This is a genomic window from Streptomyces sp. NPDC048419 (assembly GCF_043200415.1).
Lineage (GTDB): Bacteria > Actinomycetota > Actinomycetes > Streptomycetales > Streptomycetaceae > Streptomyces.
In genome coordinates this window covers 132180-144493 of sequence record NZ_JBICXT010000001.1, presented here as the reverse complement: position 1 = coordinate 144493, position 12314 = coordinate 132180, and the positions used below count along the sequence as shown (strand labels likewise).

Annotated in this window: 10 protein-coding genes; 7 read left to right on the top strand and 3 right to left on the bottom strand. The window is 69.9% G+C overall.

Features of this window, described 5'->3' with window-relative positions; all coding sequences use genetic code 11:
• Positions 1-413 precede the first annotated feature (413 nt).
• Positions 414-2462 (top strand): elongation factor G, encoded by a 2049-nt coding sequence (gene fusA / locus ACGFYN_RS00620; protein WP_393863508.1) that lies wholly within the window; start codon positions 414-416, stop codon positions 2460-2462.
• A gap of 76 nt (positions 2463-2538) precedes the next feature.
• Here fusA and ACGFYN_RS00615 read toward each other — a convergent pair whose 3' ends face one another.
• Complete coding sequence (locus tag ACGFYN_RS00615) at positions 2539-4317, bottom strand: coagulation factor 5/8 type domain-containing protein (protein ID WP_393863507.1); 1779 nt, start codon at positions 4315-4317, stop codon at positions 2539-2541.
• Positions 4318-4529: 212 nt separating this feature from the next.
• On the opposite strand from ACGFYN_RS00615, the gene ACGFYN_RS00610 reads away from it, so the two are divergent.
• The 4 genes from ACGFYN_RS00610 to ACGFYN_RS00595 are packed head-to-tail and all read left to right on the top strand — an operon-like array spanning position 4530 to position 9136.
• Positions 4530-5846, top strand: a complete 1317-nt coding sequence (locus ACGFYN_RS00610) for an ABC transporter substrate-binding protein (protein ID WP_393863506.1) — start codon at positions 4530-4532, stop codon at positions 5844-5846.
• Between the two features lie 5 nt (positions 5847-5851).
• Complete coding sequence (locus tag ACGFYN_RS00605; RefSeq protein WP_393863505.1) at positions 5852-6841, top strand: carbohydrate ABC transporter permease; 990 nt, start codon at positions 5852-5854, stop codon at positions 6839-6841.
• Positions 6834-7742: a carbohydrate ABC transporter permease gene (locus tag ACGFYN_RS00600; RefSeq protein WP_393863504.1), complete on the top strand. Its 909-nt coding sequence runs from the start codon at positions 6834-6836 to the stop codon at positions 7740-7742. Before ACGFYN_RS00605 ends, ACGFYN_RS00600 begins: the two co-directional genes overlap by 8 nt.
• Positions 7743-7771: 29 nt before the next feature.
• Positions 7772-9136 carry a GH1 family beta-glucosidase gene (locus ACGFYN_RS00595; RefSeq protein WP_393863503.1) on the top strand — a complete coding sequence of 455 codons (1365 nt, stop codon included), beginning with the start codon at positions 7772-7774 and terminating at the stop codon, positions 9134-9136.
• 75 nt (positions 9137-9211) lie between these two features.
• Here the strand turns inward: ACGFYN_RS00595 and ACGFYN_RS00590 are convergent, their stop codons facing one another.
• Positions 9212-9856 (bottom strand): DUF6461 domain-containing protein, encoded by a 645-nt coding sequence (locus tag ACGFYN_RS00590; protein ID WP_393863502.1) that lies wholly within the window; start codon positions 9854-9856, stop codon positions 9212-9214.
• 82 nt (positions 9857-9938) lie between these two features.
• Between ACGFYN_RS00590 and ACGFYN_RS00585 the strand changes: the two genes are divergently transcribed.
• A complete protein-coding gene (locus ACGFYN_RS00585) occupies positions 9939-10376 on the top strand; it encodes a GNAT family N-acetyltransferase (RefSeq protein ID WP_393863501.1) in 438 nt (145 codons plus the stop codon).
• A gap of 17 nt (positions 10377-10393) precedes the next feature.
• Here ACGFYN_RS00585 and ACGFYN_RS00580 read toward each other — a convergent pair whose 3' ends face one another.
• Positions 10394-11170 carry a CDP-alcohol phosphatidyltransferase family protein gene (locus tag ACGFYN_RS00580; RefSeq protein ID WP_393863500.1) on the bottom strand — a complete coding sequence of 259 codons (777 nt, stop codon included), beginning with the start codon at positions 11168-11170 and terminating at the stop codon, positions 10394-10396.
• Positions 11171-11278: 108 nt separating this feature from the next.
• Here ACGFYN_RS00580 and ACGFYN_RS00575 point away from each other — a divergent pair, with 108 nt between their 5' ends.
• Complete coding sequence (locus ACGFYN_RS00575) at positions 11279-12259, top strand: zinc-binding alcohol dehydrogenase (RefSeq protein ID WP_393863499.1); 981 nt, start codon at positions 11279-11281, stop codon at positions 12257-12259.
• Positions 12260-12314 lie beyond the last annotated feature (55 nt).

Here is a 12314-nt window from a genome sequence, read left to right as displayed (position 1 = left end):
ATGTTGTCGGTGGTCGTAAGAGATCTACAGCACCGTAGAAACTAGCGGCGGGACGGATAAGTTCCGTCCGTTCCAGGAAAGTTCATTCACCGCCCACCGCCGGAAAATGCGGTGCCCCGACCGCGTCGCGTTCCCTACACTCGCCACGCACCGTGCGTCGTCGTGACGCGCGCGACGAGTGAGGGGAACGGCCGTGCGTTACCGCACCGATGTCGTCGTCCCCTGCTCGCAGTACGAGGTGATCCTCGTGTCCCCGTCCGTCCGGTGCCCGCTGCGCGGCCGGTACCGGATGCCCGAGACGAACGTCTGACGCGACCTGCCGCACTCACCGGCGCCTCATGGTCGGGCCCGTTCGCCCGGAATCGCGCTGCCCTTTTCCGATCGTCACCGATCACCAGGAAGGCCAACGGGCCATGCGCACCACCATCAATCCCAGCACGCTTGCCGTCGTCCGCAACCACGGCATCCTCGCCCACGTCGACGCGGGCAAGACCACCGTCACCGAGCGGATCCTGTACGCCACCGGCACCACGCACCGGCGTGGCGAGGTGCACGACGGGACCACCGTCACCGACTACGACCCGCAGGAGCGCGACCGTGGCATCACCATCTTCGCCGCGGCGGTCAGTTGTGCCTGGGACGGTCACCGGATCAATCTGATCGACACACCGGGACACGTGGACTTCGCCGACGAGGTCGAGCGCTCGCTCCGTGTGCTGGACGGTGCCGTCGCGGTGTTCGACGCGGTGGCCGGGGTGGAGCCGCAGAGCGAGTCCGTGTGGCGGCAGGCGGACCGGCACGGCGTGCCGCGCATCGCGTTCGTCAACAAGCTGGACCGCGCCGGTGCCGACCTCGACGCGGCCGTCGCCTCGATCCGCGAACGGCTGCATCCGGCGCCGCTGGTCGTGCAGTTGCCCATCGGAGCGGAGGACGCCTTCAGGGGCGTCGTCGACCTCGTCCGCATGCGGTCGCTGGTGTGGGCCGACGACGGCGAGAGGGCCGTGGAGGGGCCGGTGCCGGAGGAGTTGCGCGAGGAGGCGCGGCGGCGCCGGCGGCTCCTGGACGAGGCGGTGGCGGAACTGCACACCGGCGCGCTGGAGGAGTTCTGCGCGCAGTCGGCACTCTCCGCGCCGACGCTGGTCGTCGCCCTGCGCGAGGTGACGCGCAGCGGCGACGGGGTGGTGGTGCTGTGCGGCTCGGCCTACCGCAACCGCGGGATCGAGCCGCTGCTCGACGCGGTGGTCTCGTACCTGCCCTCGCCGCTCGACGTGCCGGCCGTACGGGGCACGCACGACGGTACGGAGCAGGAGCGGGCGGCCGATCCGCAGGCGCCGTTCGCGGCGCTGGCATTCAAGGTGAACGCCACCTCTACGGGGCGGCTGACGTATCTGCGGGTCTATTCGGGAACGATCGGGAAGGGGGACACCGTGTGGGACGCGGGCGCGCGCCGCAGCGAGCGGATCGGGCGGATCCTGCGGGTGCAGGCCGACCGGCACGCGCAGGTGGACCGTGCGGTCGCCGGGGACATCGTCGCCGTGATCGGGCTGAAGTCCGCCCGCGCCGGCTCCACCCTCAGCGATCCCGGGGCGCCGCTCGTTCTCGAACCTCCGGGCGTCACCGAGCCGGTGGTGTCCGTGGCGGTCGAGGCGCGCCGGGCCGTCGACACCGACAAGCTGGTGTCGGCGCTCGCGCGGCTGGCCGAGGAGGACCCGTCACTGGTCGTGCGGACGGACTCCGAGACCGGGCAGACGGTGCTGTCCGGGATGGGCGAACTGCACCTGGAGGTGGCGGCGGAGAAGCTCCGGAGCTCCTTCGGCCTGGAGGTCAACGTCGGCCGTCCCAGGGTGAGTTACCGCGAAACGGTCGGCCGCGGGGTGTCGGGTCTAATCTTCCGGCACGTCAAACAGGACGGTGGCGCGGGGCAGTTCGCGCACGTCGTCCTCGATGTCGAGCCGCTGGAGGACGGGTTCGAGTTCCGCTCGGCCGTCGTCGGCGGCCGGGTGCCGCAGGAGTACGTCCGCGCGGTCGAGGCCGGCTGCCGGGACGCCCTCGCCGAGGGACCCCTGGGCGGCCACCCGGTGACCGGGCTGCGGGTCACCCTCACCGACGGGGCGACCCATGTGAAGGACTCCTCGGAGACCGCCTTCCGCACCGCGGGCAGGCTCGGCCTCCGCGAAGCCCTCCGCGCCTGCGCGATGGTTCTCCTGGAGCCGGTCGTCGAGGTCACGGTGACCGTGCCCGAGGACGCCGTCGGCGGCGTTCTCGGCGACCTCGCCGCCCGCCGCGGCCGGGTCTCCGGCTCCACCGCACGCGGCCGCGCGGCGCTCGTCACGGCCACCGTCCCGCTGGCCGAACTCTTCGGCTACGCAACGCGGTTGCGCAGCCGGAGCCAGGGCCGCGGCACGTTCACGGCCCGCCCGGCCGGGTACGCGCCGGCGCCGGCCGTGGCGTCGGTGCGGTGACCGGCCGCCGGTCGTGAGGCCGGTGCGGTGACCGGCGGGGCGGCCCCGTCCTCCAGTGGACGGGGCCGCCCTCGGCTCACGGGTAGGACACCACCGTGGACGGGGTCGTCGACGTGCCCGACGTCGGCGATCCGGTCTCGTTGATCACGTGCTCGTACTGGCCCTGGCCGCCCAGCGAGACCACCAGCAGGTTGTGGAACTTCACCCCCGGCTTGTTCGGCGCCGCGAAGCCGTTGTGCTGCACGATCGTCGGGTCGACGTTGTAGTAGCAGTAACTGCCCAGCCCCCAGCCCTCGTGCGCGGTGACCGAGTCGCCGACCCTGTAGGCGGCGTAGCCCTTCACCGAGCCGTTCTGGATCGCGGCCTGGTTCGGGGCGTCGTAGGCCTTCTCGTTCTGGAAGAAGATCGTGCGGCCCCGCTGGCCGTTCCACTGCACGTCGTACTTGTTGAAGTGCTCGACGAACAGGCCGGTGGACAGGACGTCGTCGCCGTTGACGACGATGCCGTAGTCGGCCCGGTTGGTGTCCCAGCCGACGCCCGTGCCGTGGTCGGCGCGCCACACCCAGGTGTGGTCGACGATGGTGTGCCGGTTGTTGATGACCATGCTGGTGGTGGCCTTGCCGGCGCCCGCGCCGCCGATGCGGACGAACACGTCCTGGACGGTGGTCGGGTTGGCGGAGTGGTCCTTGGTGGCACCCTTCGGGCCGACTTCCAGCAGAGTCGCGGAGTTGACCGGCCCGGCGTCGATGAGGAATCCCGCGAGGCGTACGCCGTCGACGTCGGCGACCCGCAGGGCCGTGGCCCCGTTGTCGGGTACGAGCGTCGCGTAACCGAGGCCCAGGACCACGGTGTTGGCCCTGTCGACCTGGATCGCCCGGTCGAGGTGGTAGACACCCGGCGTCAGCAGCAGGTGAAGTCCTTGGGCGAGCGCCTGGTTGAGGGTCGCCGCGGTGACGCCCGGCTTGGCGACGTAGAACTGCGACAGCGGCAGCGACGTACCCCTGGGCGTGCCGTTGCCCCAGGTCACCCCGCGGGCGTTGGTCCGCTTCTCCGGAAGGAAGACGCGGTACTCGCTGCCGCTGAGGTACAGGAAGGGCTTCTCGCGGGAGACCGGGGTGGTGTCGAGCGTGGTGTACGGCGGGTTGGGGAAGCTCTGCGCGGGGGCGCCCTCGACGCCCGAGAACACCATGTTCCACACGCCGTTGAGCCAGCTGCCGATCGCGCTGTCGCGGGTGTACCACTGCTGCTGCGAGTACGGGCCGACCTGGCCGTCGATGCGGCTGTCGGCGATGTAGCCGCCGCTGGCCCAACCATAGCCGGTGGGCGAGAGGTTGAGGCCGCCGCGGACGTGCATACGGCGGAAGGGGGCCGCCTGCGCGACCGCCCACCGGTCGGTGCCGTTCGCCGGGACCAGGGCCAGGTTCTCCGCCGAACGCCAGAAGTTCTGCGTGGCGTTGCCGTTGAACCAGCCCGCGTCGACCGTGACGTCGCCGTTGATGGTCGTGTCGTCGGGGGAGAGGCCGAGGCCCGCGATGGAGGTGTAGAAGCCGAGCTGGGCGTTGAGGCCGCTGTACGAGCCGGGCTTGAAGAGCAGGGCGTAGCGGCCGGTGCCGAACTGGGCCGACTCCTGCTGCTTGAAGACCTCGTCCAGCTTGGCCTGGATGCCGGCCGTGGACGGGTCGAAGACCAGGACGTTCGGGCCGAGGTCGCCGCCGCCGGGCAGGAGGCGCGGCTTCTTCGGCCGTTTCTTCGGCCCCGGGGCGGCGGAGGCCCGGGCGGACAGGCCGAGGACCACCGGCGCGGAGGCGGCTGCGGCGCCGAGGACGGTTCTGCGGCCTATGTCAGGCAGGGGCATGTGGCGGCTCTCCTGTTCAGGAAGTGAACGGGGTGGGGGTTTGGGAGCGCTCTCTTGCCGGTGAATGCTTCAACTACCCGAAGGAGTGCGTCAAGAGGTACGACCGGAGTTCCACAAGCGTTGCCGCACCCCTTGACTAGGCCATCTCCTGAGGTTTAACTCACGTCCTAAATTAAGCCATGAGTGCAATCCCTGAAGGGACACCCAGAGCCATGCGCAGCATCCGAGCCGCGGCCATAGGCGCCGTCACCATGTCACTCGCCCTTGCCGCCACGGCCTGCGGAGGCGGTTCGTCCAGCGGCGGCGGTTCCAACGACTCGCCGAAGACGCTCACCTACTGGGCCTCCAACCAGGGCGCGAGCATCGCGATCGACAAGAAGGTCCTGCAGCCCGAACTCGACAAGTTCCAGAAGCAGACGGGCATCAAGGTCAAGCTGGAGGTCGTCCCCTGGTCCGACCTGCTCAACCGGATCCTCACCGCGACCACGTCCGGCCAGGGCCCCGACGTCCTGAACATCGGCAACACCTGGAGCGCCTCGCTCCAGGCCACCGGCGCCCTGCTGCCGTGGGACGCCAAGAACTTCGGCAAGATCGGCGGCAAGGACCGCTTCGTGGACTCGGCCCTCGGCTCGACGGGCGCCGAGGGCAAGGACCCGGCCGCGGTCCCGCTGTACTCGATGGCCTACGCCCTCTACTACAACAAGCAGATCTTCGCCGACGCAGGCATCAGCAAGCCGCCGGCCACCTGGGACGAGCTGGTCGCCGACGGCAAGAAGATCACGGCGAAGGGCAAGTCGCCGCTCGGCGCCGAGGGCGCAAACGTGTCGGAGAACATCCACCACGTCTTCGTCTTCGCCAAGCAGCACGGCGGCGACTTCTTCACCGCCGACGGCAAGCCCGACTTCACCAACCCCAAGGTGGTCGACGCGGTCAAGCAGTACGTCGACCTGATGGCCAAGGACAAGGTCATCCCGACCGGCGACGCCGAGTACGCGCAGAACCAGTCGGTGAGCGACTTCGCCAAGGGCAAGCAGGCCATGCTGCTGTGGCAGTCGGCCGCCGCCAACCTCAAGTCGCAGGGCATGGCCGACGACGCGTACGGCATCGCGCCCGTGCCCGTGCAGTCCGGCACCCCGGGCACCGGCGCCCAGGTCAACTCGATGGTCGCGGGCATCAACCTCGCCGTCTTCAAGAACAGCCACAACATGGACGGCGCCACGAAGTTCGTGAAGTTCATGACCAGCGACGCCGAGCAGAAGATCCTCAACACGGCCTACAGCTCCATCCCGCCGGTCAAGGGCGCCCAGTCGGACGCCGCGTTCAACTCGGCCTCCAACTCCGTGCTGAAGCAGACCCTCGCGACGAGCGCCTCCGCGCTGCCGCAGGTCGCCGACGAGTCGCAGTTCGAGACGGCGGTCGGCACGGCCGTCAAGGACCTGTTCGCCGACGCGGCCGCCGGGCGCGCGGTCACCACCGACTCGGTGAAGGCGAAGCTCGAGAAGGCCCAGCAGCAGATGCCGGCGAAGTGAGCCCGATGACCACCACGACCCTCAAGGAGCCGGTGAGGGGGAGTGCCCCCGGGGCGGAGCCGCGCGAACAGCGTCGCCGCCCCGGGCGGATCCGCCGGATCGGGCTCCCGTACCTGCTCCTCCTGCCCGCCCTGCTTCTCGAACTCCTGGTCCATCTCGTGCCGATGGTCATCGGCATCGTGATGAGCTTCAAGGAGCTCACGCAGTTCTACATCCGCGACTGGGGCTCCGCGCCCTGGACGGGCCTCGGCAACTACAAGGTGTCGGTGGACTTCGACGCCCCGGTCGGCGAGGCACTGCTGCACTCCTTCTTCGTCACCGTCGGCTTCACCCTGCTCTCGGTCGCCCTGTGCTGGCTGATCGGCACGACTGCGGCGATCTACATGCAGGACACCTTCCGCGGGCGCGGCCTGCTGCGGGCCCTGTTCCTGGTGCCGTACGCACTGCCGGTCTACGCGGCCGTCATCACCTGGGTGTTCATGTTCCAGCACGACAACGGCCTGGTGAACCACGTCCTGCACGACCAGCTGCACCTGACGGACAAGCCGTCCTTCTGGCTGATCGGCGACAACAGCTTCTACGCGCTGCTGATCGTGCACGTCTGGAAGGGCTGGCCGTTCGCCTTCCTCATCGTCATGGCGGGACTGCAGAACATCCCCAAGGAGCTGTACGAGGCGGCCGCGCTGGACGGCGCCGGCATGATCCAGCAGATCCGCCGCATCACCCTGCCGTCCCTGCGGCCGGTCAACCAGGTGCTGGTCCTGGTGCTGTTCCTGTGGACGTTCAACGACTTCAACACGCCGTACGTCCTGTTCGGCAAGGCCGCACCCGAGGCCGCGGACCTCATCTCGGTCCACATCTACCAGGCGTCCTTCGTCACCTGGAACTTCGGCACCGGCTCCGCGATGTCCGTGCTCCTGCTGCTGTTCCTGCTCGTCGTGACGGGCGTGTACCTGGTGCTCACCTCACGCGGACGGAGGACCGGAGATGTCTGAGTCGCTGCGGATACCGAAGCCGACGACGCTGCCGAAGTCACGGTCGGCGGCCAAGTCGCCGATGGCGATGCCGAGTTCGTTCATCTGGTCCCGGCGGATCTTCCTCACCCTGCTCACCGGCTTCGTGCTGATCCCGGTGTACGTCATGGTCTCCAGCTCGCTGAAGCCCCTCGCGGACGTCACGGGCAAGTTCCGCTGGCTGCCCAGCGGACTGACCATCCGGCCGTACATCGACATCTGGTCCACCGTGCCACTCGCGAAGTACTTCATGAACTCGCTGATCGTGGCGGTGTCCGCGACGGTCTGCTCGGTGGTGGTCGCGGTGTTCGCCGCCTACGCCGTCAGCCGCTACAGCTTCCGCGGCAAGCGGGTCTTCACGGTCACCGTGCTGTCCACCCAGATGTTCCCGGGCATCCTCTTCCTCCTCCCGCTGTTCCTGCTCTACGTCAACATCGGCAACGCGACGGGCATCGCCCTGTTCGGCTCGCGCGGCGGCCTGATCCTCACCTACCTCACCTTCTCCCTGCCGTTCTCGATCTGGATGCTGATCGGATACTTCGACTCGGTGCCGCGCGACCTGGACGAGGCGGCGCTGGTGGACGGCTGCGGCCCGCTGGGCGCGCTCTTCCGGATCGTCGTGCCGGCCGCGATCCCCGGCATCGTCGCCGTCGCCGTCTACGCCTTCATGACCGCCTGGGGCGAGGTGCTGTTCGCCTCCGTCATGACCAACGACGCCACCCGCACCCTGGCCGTCGGCCTCCAGGGCTACTCCACGCTCAACGACGTCTACTGGAACCAGATCATGGCCGCCTCGCTGGTCGTCAGCGTGCCCGTGGTGGCCGGCTTCCTGCTGCTGCAGCGCTATCTCGTCGCCGGGCTGACGGCGGGGGCCGTCAAGTGACCAACTCCCATCGCTTTGAGAGGACTTCCGTGTCCGACCGCATCGACCTCGCCGCCTTCCCCCACGACTTCCTGTGGGGTACGGCCACAGCGGCGTACCAGATCGAGGGAGCCGCCGCGGAGGACGGCCGCGCCCCGTCGATCTGGGACACCTACTCCCACACGCCCGGCAAGGTCGCAGGCAACGACAACGGCGACGTCGCCTGCGACCACTACCACCGCTGGCGCGAGGACATCGGCCTGATGCGTCAACTGGGCGCCAATGCCTACCGGTTGTCGGTCGCCTGGCCGCGGGTGATGCCGGGCGGCGACGGCCCGGTGAACCCCAAGGGCCTCGCCTTCTACGACGAGTTGATCGACGCCCTGCTGGAGGCGGACATCACCCCGTCCGTCACCCTCTACCACTGGGACCTGCCGCAGGCCCTCCAGGACCGCGGCGGCTGGCCCGAGCGGGACACCGCCCTCGCGTTCGCCGAGTACGCCGCGGTCGTCGCCGAGCGCCTCGGCGACCGCGTGTCGCAGTGGGCCACGCTCAACGAGCCCCTCTGCTCGGCCTGGATCGGCCACCTGGAAGGCAGGATGGCCCCGGGCCTGACCGACCTGACGGCCGCCGTCCGCGCCTCCTACCACCTGCTGCTCGGCCATGGCCTCGCCGTGGACGCGATCCGCGCCGCGGTCCCGTCCGCCCAGGTCGGCATCGTCACCAACCTCTCCACGGTGCACGCCGCCACCGACCGCGACGAGGACGTCGCGGCCGCCCGCCGACAGGACGGCCACATCAACCGCTGGTGGCTGGACCCGGTGTACGGCCGCGGCTTCCCGGCCGACATGCGCGAGGTGTACGGCGTCGAACTGCCCGAGCGGGAAGGCGACTTGTCCAAGATCGCCGCACCTCTCGACTGGCACGGCCTGAACTACTACATGCCGTCCACGGTCGCCGACGACCCCTCGGCGCCGGCGCCCCACGTGCGCTCCGTGCGCCGCCTCGGCGTCCCGCGCACCGGCATGGACTGGGAGATCGACGCGAGCGGCATCGAGGCGCTCCTGCTGCGCCTGACCGACGAGTACCCCGTCCGCCGGCTGTACGTCACCGAGAACGGCTCCGCCTACCCGGACGTCGTACGCCCCGACGGAACCGTCGACGACCCGGAGCGCCAGGACTACCTGGAGCGCCACCTCGCCGCCTGCGCCTCAGCCATCCGCAAGGGCGCGCCACTGGCCGGCTACTTCGCCTGGTCGCTGCTCGACAACTTCGAGTGGGCGTACGGCTACGACAAGCGGTTCGGGCTGGTCCACGTGGACTACCGGACACAGGTCCGCACGATCAAGGGGACCGGGTACCGGTACGCGGACATCATCCGCACGCACAGGGGACGGTCTTCGCGGGCTGCCTGAACCGTCGGGCGGGTGGCTCAGCACCGACCTGAGCCACTCGCTCACTTGAGGTCACCCAGGGAGACGACGGCTTGGTCACCAGGAGGACGGAGGTGAGGTTCGGGTGACCACGGCTGGAAGCTGCCCGCTTTCGATCACCTGCCGCGGCAGTGACAGGCCGAAATGCTCCCCGACGACCTCCAGCACCCGGCGCTTCTCCTCGGCAGGTGGCAGCTCCTCGTCCGCGCCCAGCAGGTCATCGAGGGCGTCCTCCGGCGGGACGACTCCGGCCGCTTCCAGCGCCGGACGCAGCAGGTCGGGCTGGGCGCCGGCGGGGTCGTAGCCGAACCCCAACTCGAAGTGCAGCTGCAGCTCGCCGTCGGCGAGGTAGCGGAAGAAGGAGGGCGGGTCGTCCGGCCGTGGGTCGAAGACCAGTACCTCGGCGCCGTCCCTCGACACCGCCGGGTCGAGGGACCAGCCCTCGCTGGCCCCGCACTCGACGACGAACGACCAGTCGCCGCTCCGTCCGATGCGGCCGACGCAGTAGACCTGCGTGAGGTCGACCATGCGGGACGCTTCCTGGATGGTGAGGTCGGGCCCGATCTCCACCGGCTCATGGTCGGCCATGCGCCCGGCCAGCCGCTCGGGGCTGAGGCCGCGGGCGCAGGTGATGTACAGGTCGGTGGCGTTCAGGTGCGCGCTCCGCCAGGCATCGGCGATCCATGCGAGGTTGTCGGGCATTGCCGAATTCTCCTCCCGTGCACGAGTGCCGTGCCGGTCAAGGTCGCCGGCGGGTCCTTGCCGCGCCGATAAGGTCCCCACCATGAAGATCGAAGTGGAGGCTGCCCAGGAGGCGGATCAAGAACTCGTCGACGCCTTCCGGCGGTTGCTGCCTCAGCTGTCCGTGCGTGTGAGGCCGCTGGATGCCGACGCGGTGGGGCGCGTTCTCGGCTGCGATGCGAACACCGTGCTCGTCGCCCGTGCCGATCGGGTGATCGTCGGCACCCTCACCCTCGTCATGTTCCCTCTGCCGACCGGGCTGCGGGCGCGAGTCGAGGATGTCGTGGTCGACGAGTCGGCGCGCGGGCACGGGGTCGCAGGGCTGCTGATCGAGGAGGCCCTGCGGGTTGCCCGGGAGGCCGGGGCCCGGACCGTCGATCTCACCTCGCGGCCGGACCGGAAGGCCGCCAACCGGCTTTACGAGCGGCTCGGGTTCGAGGTGCGGGAGTCGGCCGTGTACCGGATGGCCTGGGAGGGCTGAAGGCGGGCGGAAGTCCTTTAGGAGGCCACCGTCTCGCGCTCCGGCGACAGGCTCAGGATCTCCTCCACCTCGGCGTCCTGGACGCGTGAGGTGCGGTGGAGCCACAGGACGTCTCGGCCGAAGGACCAGGTCAGGGAGGTGAGGGCCAGTATCGCGACGCCGAGGGACACCATGTGCGGCAGGTAGCCGGACGCGGCCAGCAGCAGGCAGATGCCCTGCATCGCGGCCACCGTCTTGCGGGCCATGCTCGGGGGGAGTTCGGCGTTGAGCCATGGGTATGCGCGCGCCGCGCCGACGAAGGCGTAGCGCATGCCGCCGATGAGCAGGACCCAGGGGCCGAGCTGCATGGAGACGTAGACGCTGAGGACCAGGATGAGGAACGCGTCGACCTCCATGTCGAAACGGGCGCCCAGCGACGTGGAGGTGCCGGTGGCGCGGGCGACCTTGCCGTCGACGCCGTCCAGGATCAGGGCGATCGCCGTGAGGCCGACGAAGAGCGTGACCGGCGGGGAGCTCTCGAAGGAGTCGGCGACCAGGGCCGTGACGCCGCCGACCAGGGTCGCCCGGCCGAGGGTCACCCGGTTGGCCGGGCCGAAGGATCGCAGCCGGGACCGGTGCAGCGCCCGGGAGAGCACCGCCCAGCTGGCGACGGCGAAGGCCAGGCCGGTCAGCCAGCCCGCCGGCCCCATGCCGATCGCCGTGCCGAGCAGGGCCAGCAACAGGATCTGAACGCCCGCTCCCACAGCGGTCTCCTGCTGGACCAGCCTTGCGTCGTAAGTGTTGTTCAGGGCCACCGCACACCCTCCGGCCGTATGACAGAGTCGATCAACGCCGCGTACTGTGCGCGGCCTGTGCACACCTCGGTACGTGAACGGCTTCCCGATCGTTCAGGAGGACACCCGATGAACCGCATCGCTCGAGCGTTCTGGCTCAGTCGTCCGGGTCTGGGCGAGATACGGACCGCCGACCTGCCGGAACCCGCGGAGGGCGAGGTCGTGGTGCGCTCGCTCTACTCCGGCATCAGCCGTGGCACGGAGACGCTCGTCTTCCGCGGCGGTGTTCCCGGCAGCCAGTACGCGGCCATGCGGGCGCCCTACCAGGAGGGCGAGTTCCCCGCGCCCGTGAAGTACGGCTACCTCAATGTCGGCGTGGTGGAGGAGGGGCCCGGTGACCTGGTCGGGCGGACCGTCTTCTGTCTGTATCCGCACCAGACCCGGTACGTCGTTCCGGCCGCCGCCGTCACCGTCGTACCGGACACCGTGCCCGCCGAGCGGGCCGTCCTCGCCGGCACCGTCGAGACCGCCGTGAACGCGCTCTGGGACGCCGCGCCGCTGGTCGGCGACCGGATCGCCGTGGTCGGCGGCGGCATGGTCGGCTGCTCGGTCGCGGCGCTGCTGGCGCGCTTCCCGGGGGTACGGGTCCAGCTCGTCGACGCCGATCCGGGCCGCGCCAAGGTCGCCCGGGCCCTCGGCGTCGACTTCGCCACGCCCGCGGACGCGCTCGGCGACCGTGATCTCGTCGTGCACGCCAGCGCCACCGAGCAGGGCCTCGCGCGTGCGATGGAGCTGCTGGCGCCCGAGGGCACCGTCGTGGAGCTGAGCTGGTACGGCGACCGGAAGGTGAGCCTCCCGCTCGGCGAGGCCTTCCACTCCCGGCGGCTGACCATCCGCAGCAGCCAGGTCGGCACCGTCTCCCCGGCCCGCGCGAACCGGAGCTACGCCGACCGTCTCGCCCTCGCCCTCGATCTGCTGGCCGACCCGGCGCTCGACGCGCTCATCACCGGGGAGAGCACGTTCGAGGAGCTGCCGGAGGTGATGCCGAAGCTCGCCTCCGGCGAGATTTCCGCCCTGTGCCACCGTGTGCGGTACCCCGAAACGGCCTGACCTGAGAAAAGGGTCTGAGAGGGCTGAACACGGGGAAGCCAAGAGCCGTACTAAG

Bases quoted from the DNA above. Each gene is read 5' to 3' on its own strand.
- fusA (WP_393863508.1), top strand. From the start codon at position 414: ATGCGCACCACCATCAATCCCAGCACGCTTGCCGTCGTCCGCAACCAC.
- ACGFYN_RS00615 (WP_393863507.1), bottom strand. From the start codon at position 4,317: ATGCCCCTGCCTGACATAGGCCGCAGAACCGTCCTCGGCGCCGCAGCC.
- ACGFYN_RS00610 (WP_393863506.1), top strand. From the start codon at position 4,530: ATGCGCAGCATCCGAGCCGCGGCCATAGGCGCCGTCACCATGTCACTC.
- ACGFYN_RS00605 (WP_393863505.1), top strand. From the start codon at position 5,852: ATGACCACCACGACCCTCAAGGAGCCGGTGAGGGGGAGTGCCCCCGGG.
- ACGFYN_RS00600 (WP_393863504.1), top strand. From the start codon at position 6,834: ATGTCTGAGTCGCTGCGGATACCGAAGCCGACGACGCTGCCGAAGTCA.
- ACGFYN_RS00590 (WP_393863502.1), bottom strand. From the start codon at position 9,856: ATGCCCGACAACCTCGCATGGATCGCCGATGCCTGGCGGAGCGCGCAC.
- ACGFYN_RS00585 (WP_393863501.1), top strand. From the start codon at position 9,939: ATGAAGATCGAAGTGGAGGCTGCCCAGGAGGCGGATCAAGAACTCGTC.
- ACGFYN_RS00575 (WP_393863499.1), top strand. From the start codon at position 11,279: ATGAACCGCATCGCTCGAGCGTTCTGGCTCAGTCGTCCGGGTCTGGGC.